The following is a 14,425-nucleotide window of genomic DNA, read 5'->3' on the forward strand; positions in this document are numbered from 1 at the left end:
TTAAAACAATTTGAATACAGAAAGAAAAATATATGACTCAAGAAATCGACCTTGAAAAGTACCATCAGCTAGCCCTGCAAAAACAGAAAGAGCACCGAAAATTTTTAGCCGGTCTCAAGAAAAAGCCACCAAAAAACCTCGATAAGATTGCCCAGCAAATACATGATGAGGTCTTTGAAGAGATTGACTGTACAGCCTGCGCCAATTGCTGTAAGACTCTGGGGCCAGACTTTAAGGAAGCCGATATTGTCCGCATTGCCAAGTATTTCAAGATGAAGTTGCCAGCTTTTGAAGAGGAGTTTCTGCAGGTGGACGAAGACGGTGACAAGGTTTTCAAGGCTATGCCTTGTCCTTTTTTAGGTGGAGACAATCTCTGCTCGATCTACGATGTCCGGCCAAAGGCTTGCAGAGAATTTCCCCATACAGACCGCAAGAAGATTCATCAGATTAATCATCTGACAATCAAAAATACCCTGACTTGCCCAGCGGCTTATCTTTTTGTGGAGAAGCTGCGGGATAGGTTGTAGAATCCCCCTCTAAATCTTGTACAAAAATTCTAGGGCGGAAGTATCTGAGATCTGTTAGACTATAGTTAGAATTGAATACGGCCTAGAAGCTGTGTGAAAAAGATAAAATTTTCTTGGAGCAGGAGCCCCTCCGCCAATTTTCCTATTTTCACTTTGCTTTTAACGGCCTTAGTATCTTTTATGAGGTGAAAAAGAATATGATGCATCAATTCAATCGAACCATGGAATATCTGGAAAGTAAGTTGGACGCAGAAGTGGATTTGCAGAAATTTCAGCAGCTATCGGGCTATTCTTATGCTCTTTTTAGCAGGCTCTTTTCCATCCTAGCAGATATGACTTTAGCAGAATACTTGCGCAATCGCAGGCTGTCAGAAGCTGTGACGGACTTACGGGAAAGCTCTGAGAAAGTCATTGACATAGCGATGAAATACGGCTATGAGTCTGCGGATGCCTTCAGCTCAGCCTTCAAGAAATTCCATGGTGTTACTCCCTCAGAAGTTCGAAATGGAAAACCTTATCGGGTTTTTCCTAGACTTCAATTATCCTTAAAGATTACAGGAGGAAAGAACATGGATATCAAGATTCAAAAGAAACCTGCTTTTACTGTGGCTGGCGTCCTATTGGAAGCTATTGACAATAGCCAGTGCCCGTCTGCATGGGAGCAGCTCTATGCCAATCACAGCTTTGAAATCCTGAAAAGTCTGGGCGGTGGCCAATCCTTTGGCGTCTGCTCGGATGTCAAAGAAGGCGAAATCATCAACTATATGGCCGCTTATGATGTGACGGATAGAGCTAAAGCAGAAGAACTAGGTCTGTCAATCAAAGAAATCGCAGAAGCTGAATATGCCATCGTACCAGTCAAGGGGGCCATACCAGCCAGTATCCATCATGCTTGGAAATATGTCTTGGAAGTCTTTTTCCCAGAAACTGGCTATCGCCACTCGGGAGCACCAGATTTTGAAGTTTACTCCGAGGGTGACATGTACTCCCCAGACTATCAAATGGAACTCTGGATACCAGTGGTTAGATAAAATGCTGATTTCAAGTTGTTTTTTAGCTGTCGATTACAGAGGAGGGTGATGCTATGCAGATGTATTTTGGGGACGTTTCTCTTTGTTATACATATTCACTTGCGATGGCGTTGCATTCGTATGGTTATGATGTTCGCCCTGAGTTTTTGGAAGCTATTATGGTGATGGGAAATGGTGCTAGTATTATAAAGGAAGATGAAAAACACCCCTTAGTCTTCTTTGATAATGGGATGCCAGATAGTTCTATCAGCCATTCTTTAAACATTCTGGGCTTTACATATGATGAATACTATATAAAGGATTCAAATGCGGTGGATCTTCTCTCTATCAGAGAAATGCTAAGCAAGTTCTTGCTCAGCGGACCAGTTGTTCTTGGCCCTTTGGACATGGGTTATCTCACTTATAATCCCAATCATATCCATTTGTATGGGGTGGACCATTTTGTTTCAGTTTATGATCTAGATGATGAGTTTATCTATTTCCATGATCCAGCAGGCTTTGCTTGTATGAAAATGAGTTTCTCAGAATTTTTTAAAGCCTGGGAAGCTAAAAATATCGACTATAAAAGAGGTTCTTTCTCCATGTGGGGAAACTTCAAAAAAATCAAATCTCCTACTTCCAAGGAGATTTATCAAAAAACATCTGTGCTAATGAAGCAGCGATATGAGCACGGCGAGGAGAATGTGATAGCAAGATATGCTAAGTCGGTAGCGGACAATGGCTTGAATGAAGAACAAAAACATCTTCATCAATACTTTAGTTTCAAATTAGCTTCTATCAGAAATCTATACATGAGCAACTTCTTAAAAGAATACGATGCTGTTAGATCAGAAATAAAAGAAAATTTAGCAAGACTGTTGGGCCAAGCTCATCTATTTTGTATCAAGGAAGATTATCAGAAACTGTCAGAAGTCTTGTATGATATTGCAGCGCTAGATAGTAAATTTAGAGATTTGTGTATTCACTATAAAGAAGAGTAGAAGAAGTGAGAAAAACGAAGATGCTGTTTGGGAAATAAAAGAATGTAATGCAGCAGGATTGAAACCAGGGGTGCCAGACTATCAAATGGAACTCTGGATACCTGTGGTGAAATAAAATGAGAATCAGCCGTTTATTTTTGAGCGGCTGGTTTTTTATGCATTGTGGTATAATGAAGCTACTACAGTTGCAGAAAGGATTTCTACCTTGTCATACAAATTTCTACTTTTCGACCTTGACCATACGTTGCTGGATTTTGATACTGCTGAGGATTTTGCTCTGACTGCTTTTTTGCAAGAGCAAGGTATAACAGATATTCAGACCTACAAAGACTATTATATTCCCATGAACAAGGGGCTTTGGCGGGAACTGGAGCAGGGGAAAATCACCAAGCCGGAGCTGGTCAACACTCGCTTTTCTCGTCTTTTTTCCCATTTTGACATTGAGAAGGATGGCGCCGAGTTAGCCTTCCTTTATCAGCAGCATATTGCTCAGCAAGGACAAACATACGCTGGTGCAAGCGAGCTTTTGGACAGTCTGACCGCAGCTGATTTTGAGATTTATGGAGCTACCAATGGTATCACGGCTATTCAGACTGGCCGCATGGCCAATTCCGACATTTCTCCTTATTTTAACCATATTTTCATTTCGGAGAAGATGGGGACTCAGAAGCCCGAAGCTTTGTTTTATGAAAAAATAGCAGAGCAGATACCAGATTTTGACCTGTCTCAGACTTTGATGATTGGAGACTCCTTGACAGCAGATATTGCTGGCGCTAATAATGCTGGATTGGACTCTATCTGGTACAATCCCAAGCAGCTAGAAAATGAAAGTCTTTTTCAACCGACCTATACCGCCTATTCTTATGACGACATTATCAGACTATTGGTTCCATAAGGAGACTGCAAATGAAAAACTATTGTCCGTTTAAACAAGAAAGACTAATCTAAAAAAATTTTAACTCTGTCAAGAAAAAAACTTGACAGCTGTTTTTAATCTGCTATAATAGAATATGTGCTTAATAGCTCTGCTATTTCACCAAAAGAAAAAATAAAGAAAAGAGACCTTAATAATGGCAGTAAAAATCCGTTTGACTCGTATGGGTTCTAAGAAAAAACCTTTCTACCGTATCAATGTTGCAGACTCACGTTCACCTCGTGACGGACGTTTCATCGAAACAGTTGGTACTTACAACCCACTTGTAGCTGAAAACCAAGTGACTTTGAAGGAAGACCGTATCCTTGAGTGGTTGAGTAATGGTGCACAACCTTCTGACACTGTACGCAACATCCTTTCAAAAGAAGGCGTATTGAAGAAATTCCACGATTCAAAATACTCTAAATAATAGAAGTGTAGGTTGACATATGGACACGATTGAAAATCTAATTATTGCGATAGTGAAACCTTTGATTTCACAGCCAGATGCCTTAACTATCAAGATTGAGGATACACCTGAATTTTTAGAATATCACCTGGATCTTGATCAGAGTGATGTTGGACGTGTAATCGGTCGTAAAGGTCGTACTATCTCCGCTATAAGGACGATTGTTTACTCTGTCCCAACTGAATACAAAAAAGTTCGCATCGTTATTGATGAGAAATAAGAAGAACGGGACCAGTGTGTCCCGTTTTTTCTACTTCTCTTAGCGAACTGAGTGCGCAACTCTCAAGTGAGCTTAGAGAAATTGATGCCCAGCTAAGCGTGGGTACAAGACCCTTAATGAAACAAGCCGTTAGGCGCAGTTGAATTTAGGGGTATTGATGCAGTTCGAGCGTATGCGAGAACTACGTACCTTGGCTTTTATAACGAGGCGAGCGCGAAGAAAACAGTCGGATTTAGGGAAATTGATGCCCAGCAAAGCGTGGGTACAAGATCCTTAATGAAACAAGCTATTAGGCACAGTTGAATTTAGGGGCATTGATGCAGATCGAGCGTATACGAGAACTACATAGTTTAGCTTCTTCAACGAGGCAAGCGCGAAGCGAGGAAAACGGAGGAAATATGAAGTCAGAAGATTTCGCTTGGAATGCCCATGAACGAGAGTGTTATGAGAATGGACAAGTGAGTCAGCCTAGTCCATATAAGCTAAAGATCCTTGATGACAGTCAGAAAAGATTGGAACTGGAACAAATCTTGGTCCAGCTTCCTCAGAAGCAGCTTGCCCAATGGGCAATGCAGCATGCCACTCGCTTTATGGCTCTGATAGATATTGGTGACGATCTTAAAAAACAGCAAATCTTAACTCAAGTTCAGGAAGTGTTTGAAGCGCGACTTGCGGGTAAGGTTTCTGCCCATGAGCTGAGAAAGGCTGGTTTCTTAGCTCAGAAGTTATCTCAGCAAGCCAAATCACCAGTCAGCAAGTATGCCGCGCGTGTCTTTGCCCAAGCGGTCGCAACAGCCCACATGCGAGGTCATGCTATTGTCTCGGCGGATTATGCCGTCAAGGTAATAAATTTGCAGAGTTCTGATGATATGCAAGCAGTTGTCAGGGAAAGAAAGCAACAGATAGAACTGGCCAAAGAATGGCAGAAAAGTATAAATGAAATGTAGAATGGAGGCAATAGGATGGACCATATCGAAAGAACTGATGCTAAGATATTCTATCGGATAGAAGGGCGAGGTCATAAAGAAACGCTTGTGCTCCTGCATGGTCTGAGTGCTGACTCGAGCATGTTTCAGCCTCAGATAGATTTTTTTAAGGATCGCTATCAGGTTATTGCGCCTGATTTACGAGGAAATGGGGAATACTAGCAACTGCCTCTTGTGATACGATCCTTGGTTGAATATGAAAAAATTCTGGTATTGGGATGTCCTTATTCTGCTAGTAAAATAGCTAGCTCTCAGATACTAGTGTGTGCCCAGATGATATTTTTAAGAATTGATTGGAGACATTATGAAAGAAAAAATCATCAAAACGAAAGTAGGACAGTTATTTGTATCTTATCAACCTTCGGAAAAGATTGCTGTATTTTTAAGCGGTGCAGGGAGTCTGCCGACCTATGAAAATTTTTTGCCAGTCATTCGGAAGTTACCTAAAAATTGGGGCTATTTAACAATAGATTACCCTAATGCTGGCCAAAGCCCACTCGAAAATCAAGAAAATTTTGTTTTGGACGATTTGGTTCAATCTATTATAGAGGTTTTATCGCAGTTTAAAGTCCTCCAGTATGCTGTTTGTGCGCACAGTATTAGTGGTCTTGTAGCAGTTAAAGTTGCTGAGTCAGAGCCGTTTTGTCAGAGACTAATCTTAATTGAGCCGACCACTTATTCTGTTCTATATGGAGAATTAGCTCAGAATCCTTATCCCGAATTTTTAGCCTTACAGGAGAAAGTTCAGACGCTCGGTGGAGGATATGAATATCTGAAAAAAATAGGACAAGAGAGTTTTTCAGTAGCTGATTTTAAAATCTTATGGGCGAAGGCAGAAAGGAGTTCTGATAGATTTAAATCTGTACAAGAAGGATTTCAACATTATTGCAGTATCGCAAAAAGCGATTTTCAAAACTTAGATATCTCTTTTCAATTTCCGATTTTTATCCTGAGTCAGGCCTATCGAGAACAAGAATATAAAGATTCCGAATTTGCTTCACAAAGTACCCAGATTATTTTAGGAGGCAACCATCATTATTTACATTGGAGTCAGTCAGAAAAGATAGTTGAGTTTCTTTTAGGAATGTGATTGTGAAGCCAGCTTTTAAAAGAAAGATAATGATGTGTAGGGAAACTCTAAAGTAATATAAACTCTTCTTTACTAATGAGCGATATTATCCTGTATTGTTTTGTAATAGATTTGCAATGATATTATAATAAAAATGCTACAGACAAAGGCTAGTATGTATAATAAAGGAGAAAAAAATGACTAAAATTAAAAGTAATATATCAGATGCTCAGAACTATGCAACAAAAATCAAACAAGGGAGTTCCAATTTATCAGGAATCGGACAGGCTCAACAGGATGATAAAACGACCGTTTCGGGGAATTCAAATGCTCATGAGGCTATGAAGGCATCCCAAGATGCCAGACAAGGCATTTCTAATGCTCTCTCTGAAATGGTGACGAATATCCATAGTGTTGCTGGAGAATTTGAAGCAGTGGATCAGCAGATAGCTGAGTCTGTAAATGGCTAGATAAAATACTCTGACTATTCTGGAAATCAAGGAGGACAGACTGCTCATGGAAGAAGAAAATAAAGAGAAGCCAGTTAAGTTTGTATATGATCCTGATATGACTCTGGCAGAACGATTGCAAGCGCAACGAGAACAGATGCAGAATCTGCGGGAGCAGGAAGAGTTGAAGCGAATGCTGGCTAACCAAGATAAGGTCATGTATAAGATAAGTCGGCACTTCCAGGAAGAGCAAAAAGTCAAGGAAAAGATCAAATCTCCAGAGGAGCAAATTGAAGACCTTCGCTATAAAGAATCAGAATTATTGGAAAAGGAATATAAGATAGACGGTGATTTAAAAAAAGTGACAGAATATTATGAATCTGTGGAGTCAGACGCACATCAAATGCATGCTTTATTAGATGAACTAGCCTATCGCTACAGTCCTCAAAATGGCTTTGAGCATATGCGTGATGAATTTTTCCAGAGCTGGCAGAGTTTTCGAGCAAACTTTGAAGAAGATAGCGAAGCATTGAAAAAGCAAAAAAGAAGGGTCTCTGAAGAATATGATGAGGCCTACCATGAGCGTATTCGGATAGTAAACAGTTTAGAAAATAAGAGGAATCACCAATGAGTATAGACATGTATTTGGAAGACTCGCAGTCCCAAGCGGCCAGTACCCAGAAGATGACGCAAGAGGAAATTAAAGCTTACGAAGAACTGGAAAGAAGTTTGACAGATTTTGAAGCCAGCACAGAATCGCTGAAAGGAAAAGCCTATGATTCAGCACGAAGTTATTCTGAAAGGGTTCTTCGTCCTTTGGTACATGGCGGAAAGCTACTGTCAGAAGCAGTGGGTAAGACAGTTAAACGGTTTCCAGAATCATATATTGCGCAGGTTGCTAATGAAAGCCTAAAGGAGTCTGACATAGAAGCTAATATTCAAGGATTAACCAATATTATCACTATTCAGGAAACTAGCATATTTGGGGTAAAAGCAGTTGGACTATCGGAGTTAGTGAAGAATCAGCAGAAAATGATTGATACGTTGACTGATGCAAGACAAGTACTTCAAGAGAAATTAGATAAACTTAGAGAATTCAATAATTCATCGTCTCAAATTTTCTCAGAGATTAAAAATTTGAAAAATATGATTACTACAGGACTCAACCATTTGAATAATGCATGGGATGCAAAGAAAGGAGTTTATGTTTTGCCAGCTAATCTGGATTGGGCAACACAAATAATGAATTATACTCCACCTTCAAATTTGCAAGACTCACAATCTAGGGATAAAAACTTTATAAATAATCTCATCGAACAATACGGTTATGATGAAGATACTGCTAAAAAAATATTGAAACTTAAAGAGGGGATTGATAAAAAATATCCTAGAATGTCTCAGAAGAAAAAAGACTATCTGCTCAATCGTTCTTTAGGAGCTCCAGTATATGATGGTTATAAATGGGATCAGACAGCTGGTGATCTAGACGGGGACTCAGCTCAAGAGTTTTATATAAGAATGGGCTTGACTGATGCTGAATCCAAAAGTTTATATTATGAAATAGAAAAGCAGCATTTTTTTCTAACTTTACTACAGGTACAATAGTAGATCCTGCTGCAGAAGGAGATGCAAAATACACTGATCGTTTAAAATTGTATAAGGAAACTCACAATATTTCAGGTATGTCTGATTCTGAAATAAAAGCAGCTTTTTTAAATAATTGGAAGGAGCAAAATAAACGCTATGCTAATAAAACAGATTTTGCTCATCAGTTCATCACGACTGCAACTCACCTCAACCTTTCTTTGCCACCAGGCTATATGATGCTAATGTTTGGAGGAAGAAAGGGAATTGAAGCAGTTTCGGGCTGGCGTGGTGATGCCACAACGGATGCAGAAACAAAACCATCTATGGGGAATGATGATTTTAGAGCAGATTTAGATGCCGTAAATATCACGAGCATCATGAATGAAAAGAAACTTTCTTTTTTGGAAGCTTCTAACTATTATTACCGACAGTTAGAAGATAAAACAGATTCCAAAACGGATAAGATGACACGTTCAGAATTCTTTCTCAAATATACTGATATTAATGATGTAAAAAAAGAGATTTTCAAGATGGTTCCTAAAAAGTTTTACGAAGGTGCCAAAGATACGTATACTGAGCCAACTGAGGAAGAAAAACGTGCCTATATCAAAAAACATTATCCTGATTCTTATAATTTCCTTAGAAGTTTGGAGGAACGAGATAATCAATTGGGAACTTATGCGGAAAGGGAATGATTATTATGAAAAAGGTTCTAATTTTTATATTAGCGCTTGCCTTGCTTTTGATAATTGGTTTTCTAACCTTCTACAATCAACAGGGCAGTCAGTCTAGCAGTATTTTTGATGAAATTTACAAGGATGAAATCCAATATGCAGGTGCTGGAGATAAGAGTCAGATGAAGCTCTTGAAAATAAAAGGAGCTGACCTTGTTACGGAAAAGGACAGTTCGGATTTTCAGGCAGGCACAGTGATGGTAGTATTCCAATCAAAGGATTTCCCAGAAAACAGCAATCTTAATATCATAGCAAATAAAAATCAGATGCTTATTTTTGATTATGAGGAGAAATGGGATGAGAATGTTCAGTTATCCTTGACTGCCAGTTATGATGCAAAGGCCAAGACTCTCACACAAAAAGCTAAACTCCTAGACTATGACAGCAAAGATGTTATCGTTCCTAGAGATAAGTTTGAAAGCTATGGTTTGACTCAAGCTAAGATTGAAGAAAAATTCGCCTTATTTGAGAACGTTTTCCTTAAAGAATGGAAAAATGTTTCAAGCGGCCGCTTTTCTCCCAGTAATAAGGGCAATGTGAAGGTTGTAAAAAAATGGAATTAAGAGAGCCATAGCTGTGATAATATGAATTACCTTTCTAACAAAGAGGTAGTGGAAGAAATTCTTCAATAGCCAAAACGCATAAAATTAATGCTTCTGTGAACATTGATTTTATGCGTTTTTTATGTAAACTATTATCATATTTGACTTTGAAATTGCTACTCTTTGAAATAAGTAAACCTTTCGTCGAGCTTGCCGTTTATTTTTTAATGACTTCGTTTGTTTTAGCTGGTAATTTTAATAATAAGATGAGTCTAGCCAAGAATCTCAGCAATAGCATCTCGAATTTCCTGAACGGTTGCGGATTTGCTATGGTCACTGGTATCAAACTCGATATATTGGCCATCATCATCAACAGTTCCCCCGACAGGCCCTTCGGATCCATCGACTGATGTTCCAATGGCAGGGGGGATGCTTGTATCTGCATAGTCTATATCAATAACGATGATGCGCGTATTGGCCTCTAAATCATCTATCATTGGAAGAGACGATGCGGAGGTCATGTTCTGACTAGCATAGTATTCTAGGAAAGCCTTGATGGTTAGGTTATCAATTTGAGCAATTTTTTCGTCAAGGGCTGAGATATTTCTAGTTTCTTTCGTTTCATTTTCCATTGCTTGGCCTTTTTTGACCTGTGTCAAAGCAGTCAAACTGGCGGCTGTGGTAGCTAGAATAGCAGTAGAGAGAAGGAGTTTGCTTAACTTTTTTCCCATAGGTATCACCAACTTCTTTCTAGTTTTGCGTAAACACACTTGGGTGTTTACGGTGTTGAGGTTCTATATGTATAATTATACGTTAAATAGCAACATTAATCAAATAAATATAGGCAAGAGAATTCCCCCTTATCTCTCTTGTACATTCCCCTATATCATGATAAAATATTAGGCAGAGTATAATATGTTGGAGTCGAGATGAATTATTTTAATGTTGGAAAAATTGTCAATACGCAAGGTTTGCAAGGTGAGATGCGGGTTTTGTCAGTGACGGATTTTGCAGAAGAGCGTTTTAAAAAAGGTAATACCCTTGCCCTGTTTGACAAGAAGGATCAGTTTGTCATGGATGTGGAGATTGCCAGCCATCGCAAGGTTAAGAACTTTGATATTATCAAGTTTAAGAACATGTACCATATCAATGACATTGAGAAATTTCGTGATTTCACTCTGAAAGTCCGAGAGGAAGATTTGACTGACTTGGAAGATGGGGAATTTTACTACCATGAAATCATCGGTCTTGAAGTCTATGAAAATGACGTTCTTCTTGGTAGGATTAAGGAAATTCTGCAGCCAGGAGCCAATGATGTCTGGGTGGTCAAGCGTAAGGGCAAGCGAGACTTGCTACTGCCTTATATTCCGCCAGTGGTGCTGGGGATTGACATTGAGCAAGGTCGGGTTGATGTAGAGATACCGGAAGGACTGGACGATGAAAATTGATATTTTGACTCTCTTTCCGGAGATGTTTGCACCCTTGGAGCACTCTATCGTCGGTAAAGCGCGGGAAAAAGGCCTTTTAGAAATCAATTACCACAATTTTCGAGAGAAGGCTGAAAAATCTCGGCATGTAGATGACGAGCCATACGGCGGAGGCCAGGGTATGCTGCTACGGGCTCAACCTATTTTTGATGCCTATGATGCCATTGAAAAGAAGCAGACGCGTGTGATTTTGTTGGATCCTGCTGGTCGGACTTTTGACCAAGCCTATGCTGAGGAGCTAGCTAAAGAAGAAGAACTCATTTTCATTTGTGGCCATTACGAAGGCTACGATGAGCGGATCAAGACTCTAGTGACAGATGAAATCTCGCTTGGAGACTATGTTCTTACTGGGGGAGAATTGGCAGCTATGACTATGATTGATGCTACAGTTCGCTTGATTCCAGAGGTTATTGGCAAGGAAGTCAGTCATACAGATGACAGTTTTTCGTCTGGACTCTTGGAATATCCTCAGTATACTCGACCTTATGACTATCGGGGGATGGTCGTTCCTGAAGTTCTTATGAGCGGTCATCATGAAAATATCCGCAAGTGGCGTCTCTATGAAAGTCTGAAAAAGACCTATCTAAGACGTCCAGACTTACTGGAACACTATCAAATGACGGCCGAAGAAGAAGCGATGTTAGAAGAAATTCGACAAGCTCAATCTTGACTGACAAGCAAAGTTAACTTCTAGAAACTATCTAGGAGTTTTCACTTCGTTGGATACAGAAATGCTCATTTTTGTTGGAAAAACCAGCTTATTTTTCTAATAAAACATTTTTGTAACTAAAATGTAATAAAAAAACTATTAAAAGGATACGTTTGCTACTAGTTAATACTAGCGTTTTGTGATAGTATATTACTATGCGGGCTGCTATACCCAGGGTAATTATAGTATGTGAGATTATAAAAAGGAGATTGATTATGGAAAAGAAAATAGGCAAGTCTGTTGTAGCGACTGGTATCGCGGCTACAACTATTATTTCTGGTGGACTGACCCATCAAGTGCACGCGGATGAGTTGGTTGAATCAACTGTAACAGCTCCACAAGCGACTGAGGTAACTGGAAAACCGGTGACAGCAGCAGATGTAGCTGTTGCCCAAGAAAATGCTGAAGCTGCTAAAGCTAAACTCGATGAGCAAAGATCGATAGTAGATACTGCTAAAACAGAAGCTGAAGATGCAAAAACTAGCGTGAAAGTGGCTGAAGCCGCTGTTGAGAATGCTAAAGAAATACAGGCAGAAGCAACAGAAGAAAACGTTGCTAAAGCGGAGACAGAAGCAAAAACAGCAGAGCAAGAGGTTAGCACGAAAGACGTTGCTGTTCGAGAAGCAGCGGCTAAAGCTGCCAAGGCTGACCAAGCTGTTAAAGATCAAGCAAATACTATTAAAGCGAGTCAATCTCTGGTAGATGTTGCAGAGACTGAATTGAAACAAGCTAAAACACCACTTAACTCAGAAGAGCAAGCTGTAGCAACTGCTAAGAGTCAGCAAAGTCAAGCACAGACTGCTTTAGACAATGCAAAGGCTGAACTGACAAAGGCAGAGCAAGCAGCGTCTTCTGCTCCACAGGTGCAGGCTGAAATCCAGAATAAAATCAATCATGCAAAGGAATCTTTGGGTCGAACCAATCAAGCTATTAACTCTCTTGAAGGACAGATTCCGGCTGCCGAGAAAGCAGCAGCAACAGCTCCTGTTGACCTTCACAATACGACTTATTCTCAATTTTTAGAAAATGTTCGTAACAATGCGGCCAATCAGGAAATTCGTGATGCTGCTAACAATGCTCTTGCAGTTTACCAACGCGGTCAAAATGAATTTGGTATTTCAGTTAATTCTGACCCAACCAGTCCAGCTAGTCTAGAAAATAACCTTCAAGCTTTGGAGTTGGTTAAGGCGATTAATGCTTACCGTCGTAATGCTGGCTTACAAGAGTTGTTGGTTAACCCGTATGCGAATGTGGCCAGCCAGATTCAGACTATCTACTTTGAGCGTAATAACTGGCACATGGGTAAGCTGATTGGTAATGAAAATGTAGCCATTAGCTTTGACCCGCAAGGTGCTGTGAATTTCTGGCACAAAGAAAAAGAAAAGTATCAAGAGATTGCAGCGCAATATGGACTGCCTACTGATGAAACTCAGCTTGATGCTAATGCTATCTATATGCGGGTTGGTGCTGGCGTATTTGCTCAGATTGGACACTATGTTCAGATGATGGATAATAAAGCCAATGCTATCTCAGCAGCTTATGATAAGCATCCAAACCAATGGGGCACACCTCATGGTACATCCGAAGTTGGTTTCCATCATATTAGCAACTTTGACCAACGTGTTAATAATGGTACTTTGCTGACTGTTGCGGCTATGGAGCAGTTATTACGTGCTGGTGGTGGTCGTTCTGCAGGTTCTAACGCTAATGTTACAGCACTTAAGAATCAATTGGCTGAACTCAAGGCTCAAAAAGTTGGTCAGGAATCAGCTATCAATATCCTCAATGCTCAATTAGCTGATGCTCAAAAGGCAGCGGCAGCTCAAATTGCAGCAGTTGAAGCAGCTCGTCAGAAAGTAGCAACTGCTGAAAATAATCTAGCTTTGACCAAGCAAAATGTTGCCCTTAAGCAGGAAGCTCTCGACAGAGCGACAGCTAAGATTGCAGCAAACCTAGTACCTTATCAGACTAACTTGAGCAACGCTCAGGCAGTTCTAGCGGCAGCTAAAGATAAGTTAGCAGAACTTCAATCAGCTCAAGAAGCTGCAAAAGCTAATTTGGGAACTGCTCAAGAGGACTTCATGGCTGCTCAAAAGACATTAGCAGCAGCTAAAAAGAAAGTTATTGATCTAAAAAATGCTCCTCAATTACTAGCAGAAGCTGAGCGGGAGTTGGCAGAAGCGCAGCTTGATTTTGAAGCTAAACAAGCAATCTTAAATCAAGAGACTGCAACTTTAGCTGTTCTTGAGGAATCCTACAACAGTCTTCAAGCGAATTATGAAACTCTCTTGAATATCTTGAATCAAGCATCTCTCCTGTATGGAAATGCTCTGAATAGCAACTATCGCTCAGGTGAAGATAAACAGACTCTAACAGCTGTAAAAGGCGGAGCTGCTGGTCCAGGTGCAGAGGATGAAGCTAAGAAAGATTCAGATGCTAAGACTGCAGAAGTTCATGCAAACACTCGTGAAGTCAAAGGAGTAACTACAGGCGCTGTTCAAGCGGCAGGTGGTGGTGCATTTACTGATTTTGTTGTAAACCCTGCAGCTCAGCTAGCTAGTGTGGCTACGACAGCTGATAAGGCTCCAACAGTTCCTGCTATTCTGCCAAATACTGGTTCAGAAGCAGAACGCCTAGCAATTTTTGGTATGGCACTTGGTGCAGCGGCCTTTTTGGGAACCAACAAGCGCCGTCGCAGAGATGAAGATTATAATTAAAGAAA

At 40.2% G+C, this 14,425-nt stretch carries 17 protein-coding genes and 1 pseudogene; 17 read left to right on the forward strand and 1 reads right to left on the reverse strand.

Features of this window, described 5'->3' with window-relative positions; genetic code table 11:
* The first annotated feature begins 32 nt into the window (after positions 1-32).
* The 14 genes and pseudogenes from D8877_RS05170 to D8877_RS05235 all read left to right on the forward strand — a co-directional run bounded on the left by D8877_RS05170 (position 33) and on the right by D8877_RS05235 (position 9,528).
* On the forward strand, positions 33-527 hold the full coding sequence (locus tag D8877_RS05170; RefSeq protein WP_002900210.1) for a YkgJ family cysteine cluster protein: 495 nt from the start codon (positions 33-35) through the stop codon (positions 525-527).
* Positions 528-724: 197 nt separating this feature from the next.
* Positions 725-1,558, forward strand: a complete 834-nt coding sequence (locus D8877_RS05175; RefSeq protein ID WP_125352610.1) for an AraC family transcriptional regulator — start codon at positions 725-727, stop codon at positions 1,556-1,558.
* A gap of 53 nt (positions 1,559-1,611) precedes the next feature.
* Complete coding sequence (locus D8877_RS05180; protein WP_125341432.1) at positions 1,612-2,538, forward strand: YobF C-terminal domain-containing protein; 927 nt, start codon at positions 1,612-1,614, stop codon at positions 2,536-2,538.
* 205 nt (positions 2,539-2,743) lie between these two features.
* The gene (gene pynA / locus D8877_RS05185) at positions 2,744-3,433 is read left to right on the forward strand and encodes a pyrimidine 5'-nucleotidase PynA (protein WP_125341433.1); all 690 of its coding nucleotides are present in this window, start codon (positions 2,744-2,746) and stop codon (positions 3,431-3,433) included.
* Positions 3,434-3,608: 175 nt separating this feature from the next.
* Positions 3,609-3,881, forward strand: coding sequence for a 30S ribosomal protein S16 (gene rpsP / locus D8877_RS05190; RefSeq protein ID WP_125341434.1), 273 nt, complete (start codon positions 3,609-3,611; stop codon positions 3,879-3,881).
* A gap of 19 nt (positions 3,882-3,900) precedes the next feature.
* Positions 3,901-4,140, forward strand: a complete 240-nt coding sequence (gene kphA / locus D8877_RS05195; RefSeq protein ID WP_002895313.1) for an RNA-binding protein KphA — start codon at positions 3,901-3,903, stop codon at positions 4,138-4,140.
* Between the two features lie 398 nt (positions 4,141-4,538).
* Complete coding sequence (locus D8877_RS05200) at positions 4,539-5,087, forward strand: putative immunity protein (RefSeq protein ID WP_185760167.1); 549 nt, start codon at positions 4,539-4,541, stop codon at positions 5,085-5,087.
* Between the two features lie 15 nt (positions 5,088-5,102).
* A pseudogene (locus tag D8877_RS05205) lies at positions 5,103-5,282 on the forward strand (alpha/beta fold hydrolase); the annotation flags it as partial.
* A 148-nt stretch (positions 5,283-5,430) separates the two neighbouring features.
* Positions 5,431-6,216 (forward strand): alpha/beta fold hydrolase, encoded by a 786-nt coding sequence (locus tag D8877_RS05210; RefSeq protein ID WP_125352612.1) that lies wholly within the window; start codon positions 5,431-5,433, stop codon positions 6,214-6,216.
* Positions 6,217-6,392: 176 nt separating this feature from the next.
* Positions 6,393-6,665 (forward strand): TIGR04197 family type VII secretion effector, encoded by a 273-nt coding sequence (locus D8877_RS05215; RefSeq protein ID WP_125352614.1) that lies wholly within the window; start codon positions 6,393-6,395, stop codon positions 6,663-6,665.
* A 46-nt stretch (positions 6,666-6,711) separates the two neighbouring features.
* Positions 6,712-7,275, forward strand: a complete 564-nt coding sequence (locus D8877_RS05220; protein ID WP_125352616.1) for a DUF3958 family protein — start codon at positions 6,712-6,714, stop codon at positions 7,273-7,275.
* Positions 7,272-8,249 carry a T7SS effector LXG polymorphic toxin gene (locus tag D8877_RS05225; protein WP_125352618.1) on the forward strand — a complete coding sequence of 326 codons (978 nt, stop codon included), beginning with the start codon at positions 7,272-7,274 and terminating at the stop codon, positions 8,247-8,249. The genes D8877_RS05220 and D8877_RS05225 overlap by 4 nt, the downstream gene beginning before the upstream one ends.
* Before the next feature lie 77 nt (positions 8,250-8,326).
* Positions 8,327-8,926, forward strand: a complete 600-nt coding sequence (locus D8877_RS05230; protein WP_125352620.1) for a hypothetical protein — start codon at positions 8,327-8,329, stop codon at positions 8,924-8,926.
* A complete protein-coding gene (locus D8877_RS05235; RefSeq protein ID WP_142999423.1) occupies positions 8,923-9,528 on the forward strand; it encodes a TipC family immunity protein in 606 nt (201 codons plus the stop codon). The genes D8877_RS05230 and D8877_RS05235 overlap by 4 nt, the downstream gene beginning before the upstream one ends.
* Positions 9,529-9,779: 251 nt before the next feature.
* On the opposite strand, the gene D8877_RS05240 is transcribed toward D8877_RS05235, so the two are convergent.
* Positions 9,780-10,238, reverse strand: a complete 459-nt coding sequence (locus D8877_RS05240; RefSeq protein WP_125352624.1) for a hypothetical protein — start codon at positions 10,236-10,238, stop codon at positions 9,780-9,782.
* Between the two features lie 198 nt (positions 10,239-10,436).
* On the opposite strand from D8877_RS05240, the gene rimM reads away from it, so the two are divergent.
* From rimM to D8877_RS05255, 3 genes are all read left to right on the forward strand, one after another.
* Positions 10,437-10,955: a ribosome maturation factor RimM gene (gene rimM, locus D8877_RS05245; RefSeq protein ID WP_125352626.1), complete on the forward strand. Its 519-nt coding sequence runs from the start codon at positions 10,437-10,439 to the stop codon at positions 10,953-10,955.
* A complete protein-coding gene (gene trmD / locus D8877_RS05250) occupies positions 10,945-11,664 on the forward strand; it encodes a tRNA (guanosine(37)-N1)-methyltransferase TrmD (RefSeq protein WP_125352628.1) in 720 nt (239 codons plus the stop codon). The genes rimM and trmD overlap by 11 nt, the downstream gene beginning before the upstream one ends.
* Before the next feature lie 194 nt (positions 11,665-11,858).
* Positions 11,859-14,420: a CAP domain-containing protein gene (locus D8877_RS05255; RefSeq protein ID WP_125352630.1), complete on the forward strand. Its 2,562-nt coding sequence runs from the start codon at positions 11,859-11,861 to the stop codon at positions 14,418-14,420.
* Positions 14,421-14,425 lie beyond the last annotated feature (5 nt).

This window comes from Streptococcus sanguinis, assembly GCF_003943735.1.
GTDB classification, from domain to species: domain Bacteria; phylum Bacillota; class Bacilli; order Lactobacillales; family Streptococcaceae; genus Streptococcus; species Streptococcus sanguinis_E.

Bases quoted from the DNA above. Each gene is read 5' to 3' on its own strand.
- D8877_RS05170 (WP_002900210.1), top strand. From the start codon at position 33: ATGACTCAAGAAATCGACCTTGAAAAGTACCATCAGCTAGCCCTGCAA.
- D8877_RS05175 (WP_125352610.1), top strand. From the start codon at position 725: ATGATGCATCAATTCAATCGAACCATGGAATATCTGGAAAGTAAGTTG.
- D8877_RS05180 (WP_125341432.1), top strand. From the start codon at position 1,612: ATGCAGATGTATTTTGGGGACGTTTCTCTTTGTTATACATATTCACTT.
- rpsP (WP_125341434.1), top strand. From the start codon at position 3,609: ATGGCAGTAAAAATCCGTTTGACTCGTATGGGTTCTAAGAAAAAACCT.
- kphA (WP_002895313.1), top strand. From the start codon at position 3,901: ATGGACACGATTGAAAATCTAATTATTGCGATAGTGAAACCTTTGATT.
- D8877_RS05200 (WP_185760167.1), top strand. From the start codon at position 4,539: ATGAAGTCAGAAGATTTCGCTTGGAATGCCCATGAACGAGAGTGTTAT.
- D8877_RS05210 (WP_125352612.1), top strand. From the start codon at position 5,431: ATGAAAGAAAAAATCATCAAAACGAAAGTAGGACAGTTATTTGTATCT.
- D8877_RS05215 (WP_125352614.1), top strand. From the start codon at position 6,393: ATGACTAAAATTAAAAGTAATATATCAGATGCTCAGAACTATGCAACA.
- D8877_RS05220 (WP_125352616.1), top strand. From the start codon at position 6,712: ATGGAAGAAGAAAATAAAGAGAAGCCAGTTAAGTTTGTATATGATCCT.
- D8877_RS05225 (WP_125352618.1), top strand. From the start codon at position 7,272: ATGAGTATAGACATGTATTTGGAAGACTCGCAGTCCCAAGCGGCCAGT.
- D8877_RS05230 (WP_125352620.1), top strand. From the start codon at position 8,327: ATGTCTGATTCTGAAATAAAAGCAGCTTTTTTAAATAATTGGAAGGAG.
- D8877_RS05235 (WP_142999423.1), top strand. From the start codon at position 8,923: ATGATTATTATGAAAAAGGTTCTAATTTTTATATTAGCGCTTGCCTTG.
- D8877_RS05240 (WP_125352624.1), bottom strand. From the start codon at position 10,238: ATGGGAAAAAAGTTAAGCAAACTCCTTCTCTCTACTGCTATTCTAGCT.
- rimM (WP_125352626.1), top strand. From the start codon at position 10,437: ATGAATTATTTTAATGTTGGAAAAATTGTCAATACGCAAGGTTTGCAA.
- trmD (WP_125352628.1), top strand. From the start codon at position 10,945: ATGAAAATTGATATTTTGACTCTCTTTCCGGAGATGTTTGCACCCTTG.
- D8877_RS05255 (WP_125352630.1), top strand. From the start codon at position 11,859: ATGCGGGCTGCTATACCCAGGGTAATTATAGTATGTGAGATTATAAAA.